The following is a 19513-nucleotide window of genomic DNA, read 5'->3' on the forward strand; positions in this document are numbered from 1 at the left end:
CTGATGACCACCATCCCGCTCCAGGACGACCTCACCTTCCCCAGCAGCCCGGGACAGCGGCGGCTGTGGTTCCTGCACCAGGTGAGCCCGGAGTCCGTGCCGGCCTACGCACTCGCCGTACGAGTCGACCTGCGCGGCGAACTGCACGCCGAAGACCTGCAATACGCGCTCGACCAGCTCGCCGTACGGCACGAGGCACTGCGCACCGCCCTGTGCCAGGGCGACGACGGACTGCTCCAGGTCGTCCGGCACGGTGTCTCCCTCGTCCTCCAGGAAGTGGACCTGAGCGGCCTCGGCGCCGAGGACCGCGAGGCCGAACTCGACCGGGTGCTGCGGCATCTGGCCCGGCGGGGATGGGACCTGGGCCGGGCCCCGTTGCTGCGCGCCACCCTGGTGCGGCTGAGCGCGGAGCACGCGGTGCTCGGTCTGTGCGTGCACCATGCCGTGTGCGACGGCCTGTCGCTGCAACTGCTCCTGAAGGAGATCTTCGAGACCTATCAGCAGCGGCGCAGCGCAGAGGCACCGCCTGCGCAGGAGGAAGTGCCGCTGCAATTCGCCGACTTCGTCGTCTGGAACGCGGGTGGCGAGGACCCGGACGACACCTGGCGCGCCCGGCACCAGGAACTCCTGGACGCCTGGTGCGAGCGGCTGGCCGGGCTCCCGGACGGCATCGACCTGCCGGCCGACCGGCGCCGCCCGGCAACCCAGAGTTTCGAGGGCGCCCGCATACCCGTCACGCTCGGACGCGAGGACACCGACCGGCTGCGCCGGGTGGCCGCCGACCACGGCGTCAGCCTCTCCTCGCTGCTCCTGACCGCCTACCTCACGGTGCTGCACCACGCCGCGGGCAGCGACGACATCGCGGTGGGCATCCCGGTGGCCAACCGCTGCCGCCCCGAACTGGACTCCACGGTCGGCTACTTGGCCAACACCTGTGTGCTGCGCGCCCGGTTCGGCGCAGCGCGCAGCCTGCGGCAGCTCACACAGGAGGTGCACGGTGAGATCGGGTGGCTGATGCAGCACTCCGACCTGCCCTTCGGGGACCTGGTGGAGGCGCTCAACCCGCCTCGCCTCCTTGACCGCAATCCGGTGTTCTCCGTGATGTTCGGCTTCCAGCCCGACGCGGCCCGCCGTCACCAACTGCCGGGACTGCACGCGGAGGCAACCGATCTGGACACCGGCACCGCCCGGCTCGACCTGTCCCTGTTCCTCTTCGAGGAGCGCCATGGCACCGTCAGCGGGTTCTTGGAGTACGCCACCGCGCTCTTCGACGCCGCCACCGTCGAGCGCCTCGGACAGTACCTGGACCTGGTCCTCGCGCGCCTGGCGGACAGCCCGGACGACGACGTCTGCACCGCTCTGTCGCAGGCGGCCCCGCCGTGGCCACGGCCCTCCGCATACGCCGTCGACGCGCCCACGGCGGCCGACCGCATCGCGGAACAGACCCGCATCCGGCCCGACGCGCCCGCCCTGCGGGACGACACCCTCGCGCTGAGCTACCGGCAACTCGAAGCCTGCGTCTCGGCCGCGGCGAACCGGCTGCGCGCGGCGGGCGCCGGGCCCGGCCGCACGGTGGCGGTGCACACCCCACGCGGCGTCGGCACGGTCGTCAGCATGCTCGCCGCCTGGCGAACCGGCGCCGTCTACGTGCCCCTTGACCCGGCGCTGCCCGCGGAGCGACGCCGGCTGATCGTCCGTCAGGCCGCCCCGGCCGTCATGGTGACCGCGCCGGAGGCCGGAGACGAGCCGCAGCCGACAGCCGCGGACCCGGGGCACGATGCCGGGCCCGCCGTGCAGGTGCAGGTGCCGGTGGACAGCCTCCTTCCGCCCGTGAAGGACGGGCCGGACGGGACGGACGGGCCGGACGGGACGGCCCGGGCAGACGACGGCGCCGCGCACAACCGCAGTGCGCACAACCGCACCGCACCGCCGCGCACCGACGCCGTCGCCTACCTGATGTTCACCTCCGGCTCGACCGGTGAGCCCAAGGCCATCGCGGTCACCCACGCCAACCTCGGCTATTTCCTCGCCGCGGTCACCGACGTGACGGGCCTTGCCGACCACGACCCGTTCACGCTGCTCGCCCTGACCACACACTCCTTCGACATCTCCCTGCTGGAACTGCTCGCCCCGCTGTGCGTCGGCGGCACCGTGGAGATTGCCCCGCAGCAACTCCTGCGCGACGGCACGGAGTTACGCCGCCGGCTTGAGGCGCCGCAGGTCACCGTGGCCCAGGCGACGCCCGCGACCTGGCGCCTCCTCGCGGACGCCGGCTGGCGGCCACGGCCGGACTTCACGGTGCTGTGCGGGGGCGAGGCGCTCCCGCCGGACCTGGCGGACATCCTGGCCGAGGACGCCGCCGCCTGCTGGAACCTGTACGGCCCCACCGAGACCACGGTGTGGTCCTGCGCAGGACGGGTCCGCACCGGCGCTCCCATCCACCTGGGCCGCCCGCTGCCCGGCACCACCGTGTCCGTCGTCGACGGGGACATGCGGCCCGTGCCCGACGGCATCAGCGGCGAACTGCTCGTCGCCGGCCCCGGCGTCGCGGCCGGCTATGCGCACCAGGGAGCTCTGACAGCGGCCCGTTTCCTGCCCGATCCGCACGGGACGGGCGGTCGGCTGTATCGCACGGGCGACAAGGTCCGCCGACGGACCGACGGCTGTCTGGAGTTCCTCGGCCGCATGGACGATCAGATCAAGGTGAGGGGCCACCGGATCGAACTCGCCGAGGTCGAGCACGTGCTGCGCACCGCTCCCGGTGTCGCGGACGCCGCTGCCGCGCTGCTCGGACAGGGCGGCGACACGTCGCTCGGCGCCTGGCTGGTTCCGGGCCCAGGCACCGAAGCAACCGCGCGATGGGCCGCGGACGTACGCCGCCACGCCGCCGCGCGGCTGCCGGGCGCGGCCGTGCCCGCCCGCTTCCACGCCGTGGACCGCATCGCCCTGACCCCGCACGGCAAGACCGACCGCCGGCTGCTGGTCCGCGGGGGGACCCGGCTCGAGATGCCGTCGCAACGGGTCGCCCCCGCCAACCGTACGGAGGAGGCAATCGCGGCGCTGTGGCAGAAGCTTCTGGGCGTCGAAGACGTCGGGGCCACCGACGATTTCTTCGCTCTCGGGGGCCATTCCCTCCTGGTCAGCCAGATGATCCAGCAGATCAAGGCCGCGTTCGGCGTGACCGTCCCGACCGCCGAGATCCTCCTGCAACCCACGGTCGCGGGGATCGCGCGCTCGGTGGCGGCCCTGGCCGGACACACCGAGGGGCCCGCCGCTCCTGCACCCCGCATCGAGGACAGCGACTGGTCCTTCGACCGCGTCACCCGCATCCCCACCGCACAGACCGCACAGACCACACCGACCCCACTGCCGTCTTCCGGACGCGCCGAGGTGAGTGACTCGTGAGTACTGGCGACAACAGCACTGAATTCTCCCGCGAACTCGCCCGGGTGATGGCCGACACGCAGGCCGACCTGGCTGACCCCCTGTCCGCCGAACAGCGCCGCTGGTGGCTGTTGAACCGGATGGCGCAGGGCTGTCCCAGCACGGTGGTGGCGCGCTACCGGCTGAGGGGGCCGCTGGACGTCACCGGGGTGCAGCGGCGGCTCACCGCCCTCGCGGCCACGCAAGAGGCCCTCCGCAGCGTGTTCCTGGAGGTCTGCGCCCGCCCCGTCCGGCTCGTCCTGCCCGTCGCCGATCTGTCGCTGCGCTCCGTGGATCTGACGGGCGAGCCCGACCCGGAGGCACAGGCGCTCGGGCTCGCCGCCCAGAGCGCCGATGAGCCCTTCGACCTCCGGCGGGGGCCGCTGCTGCGGGTGAGCGTGCTGCGCCTGCGCGAGCAGGAGTGGCAGGTCTTCCTCGTCGCCCATCGCCTCATCGCCGACACGACCTCGCTGGACACCGTCGCCGCCTGTCTGGCGGGCGGCGGGCAGGCGCCACCGGCCGCGCTGTCGCAGACTCTCGCGGAACGCCGGGAGCGCTGGTTGGCCGACGTACACGCCGATGCCGCGGCAGAGCAGCGGCGCCTGCTGTCAGGCCCTGGGGCCCGCGAGATCCCCTGCCCGCGCCCGCGTCCGGCGATCAAGGGCCACCGCCGGGCGTCGGAAATCCTGGACATGACGTACGTCCCCGCGGCGGACCGCGTCGATGCCGAACAGTGCGCCCTGCGCACGGTGGCGGCCTGGCTGGCCGTGCTGATGCGCTATCAGGCCACGGACGCGGCCCAGTGCGGCGTACACCTGACGGCGCCCGACCGGACGCCGGACCTGCTCGGCCCGCTGGACGACATCCGAGCCGTACGCGCCGAACTGCCGGACGGCGGCGACATGGCGGCACTCCTTGAGCGCACCGGGCGCGCCCTGGAGACGGCGCGGGGCGCGATGCCCTTCGCCCGGTTGCTGGAACTCAGCCCGCCCGCCCGCGATCTGAGCCGCACGCCGTACGTACAGACCGCGGTGCGGGTGGTCGACGCGCGCACCCCGCAGGCCCGCGGCCCGCAGAGCGAACTCGTCGCCGAAACGACCGAGGTCACCAGTGGCGAGCACGACATCGACCTGACCGTATGGTTCCAACCCGGCCTGGTGAGCCTGCAGTTCGACTACGACGCCGCTCTGTACGTGCCCGAGGACATCACCGGCGTGGCCCACAGCCTCCTTGCGGTACTGCAGCCCTTGCTGATGGGCGACGGGCGGGCCAGCGCCCCCGTCTTCGAACTGCCGCTGCTCACCGGCCCCGACGCCGGTGTCTCGTGCGGCCGCGGGGATCAGTACCCGCTGCCGCCGGACACCCTGGTGGACCTCGTGGCGGCCCGTGCCCTCGACCCGCGGATCGCCGGACGGGCGGCCGTACGCCGGGGCGCCGAGGAGCTGACCTACCGGGACCTGTGGCGGCGGTCCGGCACCATCGCCGCCGCACTGCAACAGCGCGGCGTCACGCGCGGCGACCGCGTCGCGGTGTGCCTGGGCCGCGAGGCCGACGCGGTGGCCGCCCAACTGGCCGTACTGCGCTGTGGGGCCGCCTTCGTTCCGGTGGACCCGCACCACCCGGCCGAGCGGGTGCACCACATGGTCACCGACTCGGGGGCCGTCCTCGCGCTGAACCGGGCGGCCGACGCGGTGCCGGTGCCGGCCGGGGTGCCCTGCCTGCCGGTGGAGGACATCGACGGCTTCGACCGGGAGCCTGCGGCCGTGCCCGTGACCCGGGACGACGCGGCGTACGTCATCTACACCTCGGGCAGCACCGGGTGCCCCAAGGGCGTCGTCGTCCCGCACCTCAGCGTGGTCAACAACATCTGCTGGCGCCGCCGTACCTGGTACGTGGGGCCCGGGGACCGGGTCCTGCACAATCACGCGCTGAGCTTCGACCCGTCGGTGTGGGCGGTGTACTGGCCGCTGAGTACCGGCGCCACCATCGTCCTGGCCGGTGAGGACGAGCTTGACGACCCGGCCGCCCTGCTGCGCCTCGTACGGGACGAGGGCGTGAGCGTCATCGGCGGCGTCCCCTCCCTGCTGGCCCTGCTGCTCGAACATCCGGCGGTCGGTGAGGCGACCAAGGTGCGGCTGCTGCTCAGCGGCGCCGAGCCGCTGGAACCCTCGCTGGTCCGGCGTGCGCGGGAGGTCTGGTCGGCCGAGGTCGCCAACCTCTACGGCCCCACCGAGACCACCATCGACGCCACTGCGCACCTGGCGGGCGACGAGGCGGGCGACGTCGTGCCCATCGGCCGCCCCATCGACAACGTGGACGTGCACGTCCTGGATGCCGAACTGCGGCCGGTCCCCGACATGGTGCCCGGCGAGATAATGATCGGCGGAGTGGGCGTCGCCCGCGGATACCAGCGCCGTCCCGCCCTGACCGCGGAGCGTTTCCTGCCCGATCCCCACGGCGAGCCCGGGGGCCGGCTGTATCGCACCGGGGACCTCGGACGGCGGCTGCCGGACGGCGAGATCGTGTTCCTCGGACGCATCGACGAGCAGGTCAAGATACGCGGTCACCGGGTCGAGCCGCGCGAGATCGAGGCGGTCCTTGCCCAGTGTCCGCAGGTCACCGCCGCCGCCGTGGTGCCCGTGCGCCCCGGCACCCCGGACGCAGGCCTCGCCGCGGCGGTCGTCCGCGGCGCCGGTGCCGATGCCCCCACGGCGCAGACCGCGGCCGAACTGCGCGCCACGCTCGGCGAACGGCTGCCCGCCTACCTCGTCCCCGACACCGTCCGTGTCGTCGACGCCCTGCCCCGCACCGCCACCGGCAAGATCGACCGCGGTGCGCTCGCCGAGGAGTTCCGCGACGCACCCCGCCCCACCGCCCCGGTAGAGACCGCCGCTCGTACTCCCCTGGAAGCCGCCGTGGCCGAGGACTTCTGCCGCGTCCTGGGCATCGACGCCATCGACGTGCACACCGACTTCTTCGCCACGGGCGGCACTTCCCTGATGCTCGCGAGGCTGGCGACGCTGCTGGAGAAACGGCATGCCGTCGAGGTGCCGCTGCACGCGTTCTTCCGCGTGCCGAGCGTGGCCGGCGTGGCGCAGACCATCGAGGAGTACGGGCGCGGCGGCCTCGCCGCCGTACTCGGCCGCCAGCACGCCGCAACCCTGGAAGGCGACGGGCGCCTGGACGCGTCGGTGCGCCCCGACGGTCTGCCGCACGCGGACTGGTACCACCCGCGGCGGATCCTGCTGACCGGCGCCACCGGCTACCTGGGACTGCACCTCCTGGAAGAACTCCTGCGGCGTACCGACGCGGAGATCGTCTGCCTGTGTCGGGCCGACGACGAGGCGCACGCCGTGCGGCGCCTGCGACAGGGGTTCGCGGACTACGAGATCGACGCCGCGGACCAACTGCACCGGGTACGTTGCGTGATCGGCGACCTGGGCCACCAGCACCTGGGACTGAGCCCGGAGACCTGGGCGGACCTGGCCGCCACGGTGGACGTCATCTACCACAACGGCGCCCTGGTCAACTTCGTCTACCCCTACTCGGCCCTGAAGGCCCCCAACGTCGGCGGCACCCAGCAGGTGCTGGAACTGGCCTGCACCACGCGCCTGAAGGCCGTCCACCACGTATCGACCATCGACACCCTGCTGGCGACCCACACCCCTCGGCCGTTCCTGGAGGACGACACCCCGCTGCGGTCGGCCGTGAACGTCCCCGCCGGATACACCGGCAGCAAATGGGTGGCCGAGAAGGTCGTCGACGTCGCCCGCCGGCGCGGCATCCCGGTGACCGTGTTCCGGCCCGGCCTGATCCTCGGACACACGCGCACCGGAGCCACGCAGCCCACCGACTACCTGCTGGTCGCCTTCCGCGGCTATCTGCCGATGGCCGTCCTGCCCGACTACCCGCGCATCTTCGACACCGTCCCGGTCGACTACGTCGCCTCCGCCATCGTGCACATCTCGCTCGACTCCCGCGCCCGGGGCGGCTTCCACCACCTGTTCAACCGGCGCCCGGTCACGCTCAGGACGTTCTGCGGCTGGCTGCGCGAGTACGGATACCGCTTCGACATCGTGCCGTTCGAAGAGGGCAGAAGGCGCGCCCTGGAGACCGGCCCCGGCCACCCGCTCTACCCGATCCTGCCGCTCATCCGGGACGCCGAGGCCGATCCGCACCGCGCCCTCGACCCCAAGTACATCGACGAGCTGGAACCGGACCGCGAGTGCGCCAACACCCTGCGGCTGCTGGAGGGCAGCGGCATCCAGTGCCCTCCCGCGGGCCCTGCCGACGCCTTCGGCGTCATGGACTACCTGGTCCGCACCGGCTTTCTGCCCCGGCCCGAGGACGGTCCGCACGCCGCGAGGACAAAGGAGGAGGGACGATGACCGACTATCTGCCCGACGTGGCCACCGTTCCCTTCGTCCTGGCACGGCCCGAAGACCTGCCCGCCACGATCCCCGCCGTCGAAGCGGCCAGGCCCGCGACCGCCGCGGCACTCGCCACCCGGCTCGCCGACCCGGCCGCCCGCACCGGCCCCGGACCGCTGCGCGCGGCGGTGGCCGCCGCCCGCGGCGCCCTCGGCCCCGTACACGCGACCCCGATCGGCGAGGACCCGCGGGAATCACGCCCCAACCGCGACAACGACCTGGCGTTCGGCATCGAGCGGCACGCCGGGCAGCCGCTGACGCTGCTGCTCGCGGCCCTGCTCGCGGCGTACGAGGGAGCCCTTGAACTGGTCGACGAGCAGGGCACGGGCCTTGACCCCGGCGACTGGCAGGACCTGGTGGACGGATTCGACGTGACGGCCCGCTGGATCGCCGCGCCCCGCCGGGTGCCCGGCCTCCTGGTGGCGCCCGCACCGCGACCCGTGCGGCGCGGCTCGCCGCTGGACGGACTGCGCCGATGGGTGCGGGGCCACCACGTCTTCATGGTCTTCGCCCAGGGCTGCACGCTGGCCCTCTCCGGCATGACGGCCGCCGCCGACGACGGCGACCGGGAAGCGGCCGAGGGCGCGGCGGCCGTCGCCACCCGCACGATGTGCGCCTGCCGGGCGGCCCTGCGCTTCGCGGGGGATGCCACCGAGACCCAGTACCAGGGCGAGATCAGGCCGACCCTGATGCCTCCGGTGGCGCCGCCGCAGATGAGCGGGCTGCGCTGGCGTGATCACGAAGCTCTGGTGCAGGCCCTGGGCGCGGCCGGCGACGCCTGGGCGTGGCTCGGGGCGGAGCGGCCCGAACTCCTCGACGGATTCCGCTCGGCGCTCGACACCACCTACGACGCCCACAAGGGGGTGTGCGCCCACTTCGTCGGCGATCAGTCACCCAGCCTGCTGGCCACCTCCCGCTCCGGCCGCCCTGCCATCGGCGTGATCGAGCAATTCCACCGTATCCGCGCCGACTTGCTGCCCGACACCGGTGGCGGGTCCGATGCCGGCCGGGGTTGTGCCGGCGGACCAGGGGAGGGGCGGTGAAGCGCACGATGACCCGGGCCGCACGCCGGGGGGCGGCCGCCGTGCCCGCGGCGGCGGCGACGGCCCTCGCCGTCTGGGCGACCCGCGCCCTGCGTCCCCCGCCACCGCGGCGCGGCGGCGTGGGTCCCGAAGAGTTCTCCGTCGCCCGCGCGGCGCACGACCTGAGGCAGATCGCATGGGCACCGCGGCCGAGCGGATCCGAGCGGGCCGATGCCGTGCGCGCCTACCTGGCAGGCCGACTGGCCGAGCTCGGACTCGAGGTCGAGGAGCAGGAGGCCGTGGGAGTGGGCGTGAGCACACCCACCCCGTACGGGCCCCGCTATCTGGGCGCCGGGCGGGTCCACAACGTCGTCGCCCGGCTGCGGGGCACCGGATCCGGCAGCGCGGTGGGCCTGTTCAGCCACTACGACTCCGTCGCCCAGGGTCCCGGCGCCAGCGACGCCGGGGTGCCGGTCGCCGCTCTGCTGGAGGCCGTTCGCGCGCTGACTGAGGGCCCGCCGCCGGTCAACGACGTCCTTGTGGTGCTCACCGATGGCGAGGAGTGCGGGCTCCTCGGCGCCCGGGCCTTCTTCGCCGAGCACCCGTGGGCCGATTCCGTCGAGGCCGTGCTGAACTTCGAGGCCAGGGGCACCAAGGGCCCGGTGCTGATGTTCGAGACGGGGCCGGGAAACGGCCCGCTCATCGGCCACCTCGCCGCCAGCGGTGTGCCCGCCTTCTCCAGCTCCCTGTTCTACGAGGTCTACCGGCGGCTGCCGAACGCCACGGACTTCTCCGTGGCCAAGGACGCCGGGGTCCCCGGCATGAACTTCGCCAACATCGGCGGCTTCATCCACTACCACGGCCCGGCCGACGACCTCGACCACGTCGACGACGCCACCTTCCAGCACCACGGCGAACTCGCGCTCGCGCTCGCCCGGGGACTGGGCCGCACGTCCCCGCGGACACTGCGCGGATCGGACGCGACCTTCTTCACCCTCGGCCGCGGCACCCTGGTGCGCTACGGGGCGCGGAGCACCCGGCTGTGCGCGGCGGGCGCCGGTGCCCTGTGGCTGTGGAGCACTTGCCGGGAGCGCGGCAGTGTCCCCGGGGCGCTGTTCGGCGCCGGGGGAGCGGTGCGGGCCGCGGCGGGGACAGCGGCTCGGCTCGCGGCGGGAGCGGCGGCCTCCACGGCTCTGACCAGCGCGGCCCGGCGCATCAGCCCCGAGGCACGCCGCGGCGGCGACTTCTACGACGCGGATCTGCTGTACGGGGCGCTGGCCTGCGCGGTCGCGGCCACCACCCTGGTGGGCGTGGACGCGGCCGGGCAGCGCAGCAGCGGCGCGCAGACGCTCCTGGCCGTCGGCGGGACAGCCCTGACCATCGCCCTGCCCGGCGGGAGTTACCTCGCCGCCTGGCCGCTGCTGGGAAGCGCGGCGGGCGGGTTGTTCCGGCGGAGCCCGGCACCGTTGCGGGCGGCCGTGACCGCCACCGCCGCCGTGCCCGCCCTGGTGCTGTTCCCTCCACTGTCGCGGCTGCTGTACCAGGCGCTGACGCCGAGAATGGCCGCCGCGGCGGTGCTGGCGCTCCAGCTCACCGGCGAACTGGCGGCGCCGGCATGGGCGGTACTGCCGACGCGGGCGCGCCGTGGCCTGGCCGGGATTCTGGCCGCGACGGGTGCGGTCACCGCGACCGCGGCCCTGGCCAGGGGCCGCGGTACGGATCTCAAGCCAGCGCCGATGTCCCTGAGTTGGCTGGCTGACGCCGACACCGGGGAGATGTGGTGGCTGACGACGGACCCCGCCCCCAACGAGTGGACGCGCCGCGCGCTGGGCAGCGGCTTTCGCACCGGGCGCCTGGAGACGTACTTCCCCGGCTGGACCCGCGACTTCCACTACGCGCGGGCCCGCCCGCCGGCCGGCATCGGCGCGGACGCGGCCGACCTGGCGCCGCCCGAGCTGAAGGTCCTCGACGAGCAGGAAACCGTGCACGGACGACGCGTCACGATGCGCGTCCGCTCGGCGCGCGGAGCCCGTCAGCTGTCCCTGGCGATCGCCGGCGGCGACGTACGCCGGTGGTCGGTCGACGGCCGGGACGTCACCCGGGAACAGGCCGGCATCGGAGCCGAGGGCGAACCGTGGGAGCTGTGGCTCCACGCGGCGGGCCCCGAAGGTTTCGTGCTCGAACTGGAGCTGCCCCGGGGGCCTGTCCCGGCACGTCTGCTCGACCGCGACGACGGGCTGCCGCAGGAGACACGCGAGCGCCTGCTCGCGCACGGCGCGGAGCCCGCCGGTCAGGCCGCGGCCCCGGCCCTGGACGTGGAGTCATGGGGCAACGCCACGTTCGTGAGCACGCACATACAGCTGTGAGACCCACCCGCCGACGAGAAGGAGGTACCACCCATGGCGACCTTTCTCGGTGACGACGACACCGTTGCCTGTGACGTCGTCATCAACGACGCGGGCCAGTACTCGATCTGGCCCGCGAGGCAGGAACCACCCGCCGGCTGGCACCCGGCCGGCTTCACCGGCAGCCGCGCGGAATGCCTCGCTCACATCGACGAGACATGGACCGACCCCGTCGCGCTCCACACCTGACGGAGGAGGAGCCGCCCAACACACGTGACTGAGCCACACAAAAACACCTGACCGCAACGCCATCCCCTCACCGCCCGTATCCGAAGGAGTCGAACATGAACACACGTCTGCGGGAGAAGACCGGCGCCGCCTCGCTGGACATGGACGGCCTGTCCTACATCCTCTTCGGGCACGCCGCCTTCCAGTACCTCAACGCCGCCTGCGAACTCGGCCTGCCCGAACTGCTCACCGAACGCCAGGAGGCGAGCAGGGACGAGATCGGCGACGCCCTGGGCCTCGCCGAGCGGGCGGCGGACATCCTGCTCCTCGGGTGCACCTCGCTGGGCATCATCGAACGCGACGCGGCAACCGGCCGCTACCGGCTTGCGCAGGTGGTGCAACAGCTGATGGCCGAGGGCGACTGGCAGCGCTTCAAGGACACGGTCGCCTTCGAGCACCACATCGTCTACGAAGGCCAGTTGGACTTCACCGACTCCCTGCGGGAGAACCGCAACGTCGGTCTGCGCCGGGTGCGCGGTTCCGGCCGCGACCTGTACCACCGGCTCTCCGAGAACCCGCACATGGAGCAGGTCTTCTACCGCTACATGCGCTCTTGGTCGGAGCTGGCCAACGAGCACCTGGTGCGGGAGCTCGACCTGTCCGGCGCGAAACACCTCCTTGACTGCGGCGGTGGCGACGCGGTCAACGCCATCGCCCTGGCCGAGGCCAACCCGCATCTGGAGATCACGGTGTTCGAGATCCCGGAGTCACGCGCCATCGCCGAGGGGAAGATCGACCGGGCGGGGGTGGGCGACCGGGTGTCGGTGGTGACCGGCGACATGTTCCGCGACCCGCTGCCGACCGGCTGCGACGTGGTGATGTTCGCCCACCAGCTGGTCATCTGGACGCTGGAGGAGAACACCGACCTGATGCGCAGGGCCTACGAAGCCCTTCCGGAGGACGGCAAGTTGGTCATCTTCAACTCGATGTCCAACGACGAGGGCGACGGGCCGGTGGTCGCGGCCCTCGACAGCGTCTACTTCGCCTCGCTGCCCTCCGAAGGCGGAATGATCTACTCCTGGGAGCAGCACGAGAAGTGCCTGGAGGCAGCCGGGTTCCACTCCGCCAAGCGCATCCCCTTCCCCGGATGGACCCCGCACGGCGTCATCGTCGCGACCAAGTAACCCACCGCATCCGCGCCGGACCGACGGGGCGGCGCTCACCGGACCGAGGGCCGGCGCACCGGCCCGGGCCGCCGCCCCGCGAGGGACGAGCCGACGGCAGGAGAGATGAGGGCATGCTCGACGACACACGGTACGACGACGCCGCCCGGATGCGGATGCTGCTGTACAGCCAGCTGATCTCCAGAGCCGTCAGCGTCCTGGTCCGGCTCGGGATTCCCGAGCAGCTGTCCGGACGCAGCCGCGGCGTTCAGGAACTGGCCGAGCGTACGGGCGCCCATCCACGGGCTCTGGAGCGGCTGTTGCGCGCGCTGACGTCCTTCGGGGTGCTCGTCGAGGAAGCGCCCGGCGTATTCGCCCTGACGCCCCTGGGCGCCACCCTGCGGCCGGACGCCGTCGGCTCCGCACGGCCGACGGCCCAGCTCCTGGCCGGCGAGATCGGCACCGCCTGGACGCAGCTCGAGCACACGGCACGCACCGGGCGGTCCGCCTTCCAACAGGTCTACGGCAGCGACCTGTTCGGCTATCTGGAGCGGCAGCCGGAGCTGAGGGAGATCTTCGACAGGTCGCAGGCCGCCGGGCTCAGCCTCGAGACGGACGAGATCTTCGCCTCGATCACGTTCGACGGCTACCGGGAGATCGTGGACGTCGGAGGCGGCGACGGAGCGCTGCTGTGCGCGGTGCTGCACCGCACGCCGGGCAGCACGGGCACCCTGGTGGACCTGGCCGGGACGGTGCCGCTGGCGGAGAAGCGCATCGCCGAGGAGGAACTGACCGGGAGGTGCACCGCCGTCGTGGGGGACTTCTTCGACCACGTACCGGCCGGCGGTGACCTCTACCTGCTCAGTCACGTCCTGCACGACTGGGACGACGACAACGCGCTACGGATCTTGCGCACATGCCGTGCAGCACTGCCGGAGCATGGCCGGATCATGGTCATCGACCTGGTCACCGACGGCTGCCGGCCGGACGGCGACGGCAGGGGCGGCCATCAACTGCCCGCGGTGATGGACCTGTACATGCTGTCCCTCTTCGGCGCGTCGGGCGGCCGCGAGCGTACCCGCGACGCCTTCGCCGCACTCCTCGCCGAAGCGGGCCTGGTGGAGCAGGAGGCACAGGTCCTGCCCAGCGGCATGGCCGTGATCACCGCACGCCGGGGCGACTGACTGCGCGGACGCACACCACCACACCTGCGAAGTACGAGAAGTACGAGAAGTACGAGGAGCGCACGGAGCCATGCGAATCACAGCCGACCGGACGCGGTGCGTGGGCAGCGGCCTGTGCGCCGAACGACTGCCCGACGTCTTCGATCAGGACGACGACGCCCTGGTGCTGCTCCGCGCGGAAGAAGTGCCCGCCGGGCTGCGCCAGGACGTCGAGGAGGCGGTGCAGCGCTGTCCCACCGAAGCACTCGCCCTGGGCACCGACCCGGCGAACTGACGCCTGCCGCCCGGCGGTCCCGTCCCGAGTAGCCGACGCACCAGAGCTGACCTGGAGGCGCAATGTCACACCTGAGGCACGAGGAACAGAGGCAAGAAGAACAGAGGCACGAGGAACAGAAGCAAGAGGGCCGTCCGCACACCCCCCGACGCCAGGAAACCCCCGCATCGGCGATGCCGCCGCTCGCCGCCGCACTGCTGGTGTTCGTCGCCTCGGGCGCGGTACTGATCCTGGAGAACATCGCGGTCCGCCTCGTGGCCCCGTACATCGGGATCAATCTGCAAGTGAACTCGGCGGTGATCGGCACTGCCCTGGCGTCCATCGCGCTGGGCAGCTGGGTCGGCGGCCGGGTCGCCGACCGCGTGCCGCCCCGCGCGGTGATCGGCTGGATGCTGATGCTCGGCGGCGTCACCACGCTGCTGGTGCTGCCCCTGGTACGGGCGGTGGGCGGGATGGTGAACGGCACGAGCCCGGTGGCGGTGATCACGCTCGCCGGTCTTGCCGTAATCGTCCCTGCCGCGCTCCTTTCCACCGTCACCCCCCTGGTCGTGAAGCTGCAACTGCACGACCTGTACCGCACCGGCAGCATCGTCGGCCGGCTCTCCAGCCTGGGCACCCTCGGCGGCATACTCGCCACCTTCGTCACCGGATTCGTGCTGGTGGCCTCCGTGCGCACCAGCGTCATCCTGCTGGCACTCGGCATCGCGCTCACCGTGGGCGGTCTCGTCTGCCACCTGCTGCTCCGGGGCAAGGCGCCCCGTGCGATAGCGGCCTTCACCGTCCTTGGCGTCACCGCCACCGGCCTGACCGTCGCCGCCCCCCAGGCCTGCGACGCGGAAACGACCTACGCCTGCGCGAAAATCGAAGCCCTCAAAGGCAATCCGTCGGTACGGGTCCTGAAGGCCAGCAACGCCGAGATCAGCCACGTCGACCTCAAGGACCCCACCAACCTGACCATGGGCTACGTCCAGGCCATCGTGGCGGCCAGTGATCTGGTCAACCCCGGCGGGCGCCTGGACGGCTTCCATATCGGAGGCGCCGGGGAAACCGTGCCCACCTACCTGGAACGCACCCGTCCGCGAGGGGACCAACTGGTCTACGAGATCGACGGCGGCCTCACCCGGCTGGCCAAGGACCGCCTCAATTTCAAGGAGGGCGACCGGCTGCGCGTCGTCACGGGGGACGGCCGCCAAGGCTTGCAGAAGCAGCCCGCGGACAGCCGGGACCTCGTGGTCGGTGACGCCTTCGGCACGCACAGCCCCCCGTGGCACCTGACCACCGCCGAGACCGCCGAGCACGTCAAGCGCGTACTCAGGCCCGGTGGCGTCTACGCCCTGAACATGATCGATTTCCCGCCCGGCGACTTCGCACGGGCCGAGGCGGCGACACTGCGTTCAGTGTTCAAGCACGTCGTCCTCATCTCCTACGACGCGATCCTGGCCGGCAAGGAAGGCGGCAACGTCGTGGCAGTGGCCAGCGACGACGCGCTGGACACGAAGGCCTTGCAGCGCCGGGTGTCCGCCCGCGACACCACCAAGCAGCTGAGGGTGGCGGACGAGCAGCGCACGGCGGAGTACGCCCGAGGCGCGCAGCCGCTGACGGACGACTACGCCCCCGTGGACCAACTCGTCACGGTGCCACTGCGCTACTGGTGACGGAAGCGGGACGCCGCGCCCTGGCCGTGATGCGATCTGCCCGCCGGACGGGGCGTGGGTGCCCCGGTCCGGCGGTGTGTTCGGGTCAGCGGGTGCCGGAGGCCTCGAAGCCGTAGTGGAAGTAGCCCTTGCCGTCGTTGACCCAGTTGATCTTGATGGCGCTGTCGGTGTAGAAGCGGCCGCTACCGACCCTCTTCTTCATCGTCGACGTGGTGAAGGTGCCGTTGCCGCTGCCGTTCATCCGCTGGAAGTTGTCCCGGACGTTGTAGGTCTGCGTCCCCAGCAGAGTGTCGGCGCCCGCGTCGGAGCGCTTGACGTACAGCGGCATCGTCGCGCCGGTCATGGTGTTGCCTATGTCGCCACCGGCGTAGGTCGGCGGGAAGTCGAAGGACATCGTCGCCTTGGCGTAGACGTAGCTGCCGGAGCGGGCCACGCAGTTCTTGATCTTGATGTCGATGTTGTCCGGCGCGGGGCCGGAGTAGCTGCGGTCGTCGATCGACTGGGAGCTGGTGTTGCACTTCCAGCTCAGCGCGGAGGCGGGAGAGGTCATGGCCGTCAGCACGGTGGCGGCGGTCGCGCCGACCAGCGCGAAGGAGACGGCCTTACGGCCCGCGGGCGAAAGCCGCACAGAAGATATACGACGTACGTTCATCAAGCTGGATTCCCTCGTTAGATAGGGGGCGACGCTGATCAGCGTCGCCCCCCCCTGATGTAGGTGAGCGGATGGTTCGTGTGAAGGCTGGTCTCCTGGCTCTTCAGGGATGCCGTCACCCGCCGCGCAGCTATCTTGACGCGGCCCGCCAACAACTCACCAACACGGACTCAACTGCACCTGCGAGCGGGTGGACGTGTCGCCCTGCGGTGCAGCGGGCGGGGCGTGGCCGAAACGGCGCGCGGGTCGGGGCCGGCGCTTCGGCGGCGTCGCGATCGGCCGGAGGATCGGACTCGACCGGCATGCGATCGGCCAGCGCAGCCGATCAGCTTCAATAGCGGACCGATGCTGAGCTGCCCAGACCGATGAATCCGATCAAGCGCTCACCCCCTCGTCGAGCACCTGGAGCGCGGTCTCTCGCGTTTCTGCCCCATCAGCCGCAAACCAAGTGAAACGGCGAGGTTAGGGGCTTCGTCGGCACGGTTCGCAATTTCCGTGGACGGGCCCCTCGGTGTTCAAGTAGCGTCTGGCTCCGGACCACGCCGCGTGAGACGAACGGAAGGAGGCGAGTGCCGTGCAGTTCTCAACCATCCAGCGCTCCCTCCCCGCTACCCCGGTGTGGCACCTCTGATCCGACCGGGAGCGCTCCAGCCGTACGCATCCCGGAGGAATCCATGACCGATACGGTCATCCGCGCGCTCGACGAGAGCGACGCCCATCTGTTCGACGCACACCCCGACCCGTTGAACGCCCGTGCCGCCCACCAGCGGACCACGCACCGCCCCCACTGGAAGCGGGTGGCCCTGCGCGACGGCGCCGTCGTCGCCCGCGGCGCCTGGTGGGGCGGTCCCGATGACGAGGAACCCATCAACCTCAACTGGTTCGACGTCGCCGAGGGCGAGGTCGAGGCGGGGGCCGAACTCCTGCGCTCCGCCCCGTGGCGGGTCGAACTCGAGCTCAACCTGCCCGGCGACTGGCGCGAGCACCCCGCCCTGGCCGCGGCCGCCGAGACTCGCTTCGCCGCCGCCCGGGCCGCCGGCTACGAGCTCCTGGTGGAACGCTTCCTGTACCGCTGGACCCCGGAACGCGGGCTGCCCGAGCGGCCCGGACGCCTCGTCTTCAGCCCCGAGCCCGACGACGCGGTCTTCTTCGACGCGCTGCGCCGCATCCACGCGGCCACGCTGGACGCCCACGCGCTGAAGGCCATCGAGGAGGGCGGCCTCGACCAGGCCGCGCGGGAAGAACTGGAATTCTTCCACTGGTGCCCGTCCCCGCGGGAATGGTGGCAGCTCGCCCGCACCCCGGAAGGCGAACTGGCCGGCATCCACATCCCGGCGCACAACCCCTCCGGACCGACCATCGGTTTCATCGGCGTCCTGCCGGAGCATCGCGGCCATGGTTACGCCTACGACCTCCTCGCCGAGTGCACCCACTTCCTGGTGGAACAGGGCGCGGAGGTCGTCACCGGCGCCACGGACCGGGGCAACTTCCCCATGGCCGCGAACTTCACCAAGGCCGGTTTCCCCGTGGTGCGCGAACGCATCAACTTCCACCCCGTTGCCCGGCCCGCCTCCAGTACCCGCTGACATCACCGGCTGACACCAACAGTGGCGGTCGTGGGCGATCACTGGCGAACCTGCACGGCAGCCGTAGTAGTCCTGTCGATCGTGAGGGCGGTTCTGGTCGAACAGGTTGCCTGGGCAGGTGATTTCGGCCGGTTGGGCGCATGAAGGCAGGACCTCCGGTGCAGCGCGAGGGTTGCGAAGCCAATGCGTCTGCCCCGGAGGTCCTGTCGTCGCAGTTCTGCGCCGTGTCGCCGGTTGTCTTCAACTCGGTGCGTTCTTCCTGCGATTGCCTCGCTCACCGGTTCGGGAACGCAGCCGACCGGCCGGACCGGTCCCGGCCTACGGCTCGGACATGACTGACTTTGTCCACGAGAGCCGACAGCACCTGCATAAACAGCAGAGGAGCGCCGGGACCTGCCCTCGACGAGCGGCATCCTGGCCGACATGGCTTACCGTCTTCTGCTGATGGCCTGGCGGCCGGGCCTCACTTCAGGTGTCGGGTGAAGAACTGGGCCGCAGCGTCCCCCGCGTACTGCGGGACGCCGGTGTGCCCGCCCATATTGGCGTGCAGGGACTTCTCCTTGGAGCCGAAGGCGTCGAACAGGTCCAGGGCCGCCTGCCGGTCGTTCCCTTCGTCGTCCCACTGCAGCAGGACGTGCAGAGGAATGGTGACCCGGCGAGCCTCCTCGAACGTGGCGCGAGGCACGAAACTCCCGGCGAAGAAACCGGCGGCCACGATGCGCGGCTCGACCACCGCAAGGCGAACGCCGATGGAGATCACTCCCCCCGAGTACCCGGCCGGGCCGCCGATCTCGGGCAGCGACAGGAGGGCGTCAAGGGCGGCCTGCCATTCCGGGACCGCCTTGTCGACGAGCGGGAGGATGAGGGCGTCGATGATCTCGTCGCTGACCGGCTCGCCTGCTTCCATAGCCCGACGCAGGTCGGCGCGGGCCTGCTCGGCGGCGGGCAGGCGGGGCCGGTCACCGCTCCCGGGGAGCTCGATGGTGGCCGCGGCGAAGCCATCCGCCACGGCATGCCGGGCCCGCGCCACCAGTCGGGGGTACATCTTGCGCAGTCCGAGCGGGGGGTGGCCGAGCAGGATCAGCGGTACCGGTGCGGATGCGGGTCCGGGCGTCCACAGGATGCCGGGGATCTCGCCGAGGGTGAATTCGCGTTCGAGGACGTCGTCGTCGAGGCGCTGTTCGGAAGTGAAGTGAAGGGCCATGGTCGTGCCTTTCGGGAGGGCGCTTGAACGGCGCTCCCGGACGACCTATCGCCCGACCGTGACCCCGGAGGAGAGCACCCATGTCGATACGTTCACGGGTACCACCTCCTCGTTCTCTCGCACGGCCTCCGCGAAAGTAGCAGCGGCCGCCGGGGTCCGCCAACCGGTTTTCGCGCGGGCTCCGTGGCCGGATGCCAAGGAGTCGGAACACGACGCGGCGCCTCCCAATGTCATGTACTGGTGCTGTCGGTTCTCGGGTTCTGGCTCAGCTTCTGTGGAGCGACTACGAAGAGCTAGTTACTTGCGATTCACGGTGCCTTCGCCGATGGCGACTGTCCCTGCTGCGC

General features: G+C 71.7%; 12 protein-coding genes. 10 read left to right on the plus strand and 2 right to left on the minus strand.

All coding sequences use genetic code 11. The features are described from left to right. The first annotated feature begins 3 nt into the window (after positions 1–3). The 9 genes from ACWGI2_RS40865 (at position 4) to ACWGI2_RS40905 (ending at position 15724) form a co-directional block, all read left to right on the plus strand. Positions 4–3405 carry an amino acid adenylation domain-containing protein gene (locus tag ACWGI2_RS40865; protein ID WP_453701058.1) on the plus strand — a complete coding sequence of 1134 codons (3402 nt, stop codon included), beginning with the start codon at positions 4–6 and terminating at the stop codon, positions 3403–3405. Beyond that, on the plus strand, positions 3402–7811 hold the full coding sequence (locus ACWGI2_RS40870) for a non-ribosomal peptide synthetase (RefSeq protein ID WP_453701059.1): 4410 nt from the start codon (positions 3402–3404) through the stop codon (positions 7809–7811). The genes ACWGI2_RS40865 and ACWGI2_RS40870 overlap by 4 nt, the downstream gene beginning before the upstream one ends. Beyond that, on the plus strand, positions 7808–8896 hold the full coding sequence (locus tag ACWGI2_RS40875; protein WP_453701060.1) for a hypothetical protein: 1089 nt from the start codon (positions 7808–7810) through the stop codon (positions 8894–8896). Before ACWGI2_RS40870 ends, ACWGI2_RS40875 begins: the two co-directional genes overlap by 4 nt. Beyond that, entirely contained in the window at positions 8893–11241 is a 2349-nt protein-coding gene (locus tag ACWGI2_RS40880; RefSeq protein WP_453701061.1) for a M20/M25/M40 family metallo-hydrolase, read from the plus strand. Before ACWGI2_RS40875 ends, ACWGI2_RS40880 begins: the two co-directional genes overlap by 4 nt. A gap of 33 nt (positions 11242–11274) precedes the next feature. Further along, a complete protein-coding gene (locus tag ACWGI2_RS40885; protein WP_453398258.1) occupies positions 11275–11469 on the plus strand; it encodes an MbtH family protein in 195 nt (64 codons plus the stop codon). A 95-nt stretch (positions 11470–11564) separates the two neighbouring features. After that, positions 11565–12632, plus strand: a complete 1068-nt coding sequence (locus ACWGI2_RS40890; protein WP_453398257.1) for a methyltransferase — start codon at positions 11565–11567, stop codon at positions 12630–12632. Between the two features lie 113 nt (positions 12633–12745). Beyond that, the gene (locus ACWGI2_RS40895; protein ID WP_453701063.1) at positions 12746–13795 is read left to right on the plus strand and encodes a methyltransferase; all 1050 of its coding nucleotides are present in this window, start codon (positions 12746–12748) and stop codon (positions 13793–13795) included. Positions 13796–13865: 70 nt separating this feature from the next. Further along, positions 13866–14069, plus strand: coding sequence for a ferredoxin (locus tag ACWGI2_RS40900; RefSeq protein ID WP_453398255.1), 204 nt, complete (start codon positions 13866–13868; stop codon positions 14067–14069). Positions 14070–14131: 62 nt separating this feature from the next. Then, a complete protein-coding gene (locus ACWGI2_RS40905) occupies positions 14132–15724 on the plus strand; it encodes a fused MFS/spermidine synthase (protein WP_453701064.1) in 1593 nt (530 codons plus the stop codon). An 85-nt stretch (positions 15725–15809) separates the two neighbouring features. Here ACWGI2_RS40905 and ACWGI2_RS40910 read toward each other — a convergent pair whose 3' ends face one another. Continuing rightward, on the minus strand, positions 15810–16376 hold the full coding sequence (locus tag ACWGI2_RS40910) for a hypothetical protein (RefSeq protein ID WP_453701065.1): 567 nt from the start codon (positions 16374–16376) through the stop codon (positions 15810–15812). Between the two features lie 674 nt (positions 16377–17050). Here ACWGI2_RS40910 and ACWGI2_RS40915 point away from each other — a divergent pair. Continuing rightward, positions 17051–17962, plus strand: a complete 912-nt coding sequence (locus tag ACWGI2_RS40915; protein WP_453701066.1) for a GNAT family N-acetyltransferase — start codon at positions 17051–17053, stop codon at positions 17960–17962. 463 nt (positions 17963–18425) lie between these two features. Here ACWGI2_RS40915 and ACWGI2_RS40920 read toward each other — a convergent pair whose 3' ends face one another. Next, a complete protein-coding gene (locus tag ACWGI2_RS40920) occupies positions 18426–19166 on the minus strand; it encodes an alpha/beta hydrolase (protein WP_453701068.1) in 741 nt (246 codons plus the stop codon). Between the last annotated feature and the right edge of the window lie 347 nt (positions 19167–19513).

This window comes from Streptomyces sp. NPDC054866, assembly GCF_053610745.1.

What these genes read in the sequence shown, in the direction of transcription:
- ACWGI2_RS40890 (WP_453398257.1), top strand. Translation starts at nt 11,565, where the DNA reads ATGAACACACGTCTGCGGGAGAAGACCGGCGCCGCCTCGCTGGACATG.
- ACWGI2_RS40875 (WP_453701060.1), top strand. Translation starts at nt 7,808, where the DNA reads ATGACCGACTATCTGCCCGACGTGGCCACCGTTCCCTTCGTCCTGGCA.
- ACWGI2_RS40915 (WP_453701066.1), top strand. Translation starts at nt 17,051, where the DNA reads ATGACCGATACGGTCATCCGCGCGCTCGACGAGAGCGACGCCCATCTG.
- ACWGI2_RS40910 (WP_453701065.1), bottom strand. Translation starts at nt 16,376, where the DNA reads ATGAACGTACGTCGTATATCTTCTGTGCGGCTTTCGCCCGCGGGCCGT.
- ACWGI2_RS40895 (WP_453701063.1), top strand. Translation starts at nt 12,746, where the DNA reads ATGCTCGACGACACACGGTACGACGACGCCGCCCGGATGCGGATGCTG.
- ACWGI2_RS40920 (WP_453701068.1), bottom strand. Translation starts at nt 19,166, where the DNA reads ATGGCCCTTCACTTCACTTCCGAACAGCGCCTCGACGACGACGTCCTC.
- ACWGI2_RS40900 (WP_453398255.1), top strand. Translation starts at nt 13,866, where the DNA reads ATGCGAATCACAGCCGACCGGACGCGGTGCGTGGGCAGCGGCCTGTGC.
- ACWGI2_RS40885 (WP_453398258.1), top strand. Translation starts at nt 11,275, where the DNA reads ATGGCGACCTTTCTCGGTGACGACGACACCGTTGCCTGTGACGTCGTC.
- ACWGI2_RS40905 (WP_453701064.1), top strand. Translation starts at nt 14,132, where the DNA reads ATGTCACACCTGAGGCACGAGGAACAGAGGCAAGAAGAACAGAGGCAC.
- ACWGI2_RS40865 (WP_453701058.1), top strand. Translation starts at nt 4, where the DNA reads ATGACCACCATCCCGCTCCAGGACGACCTCACCTTCCCCAGCAGCCCG.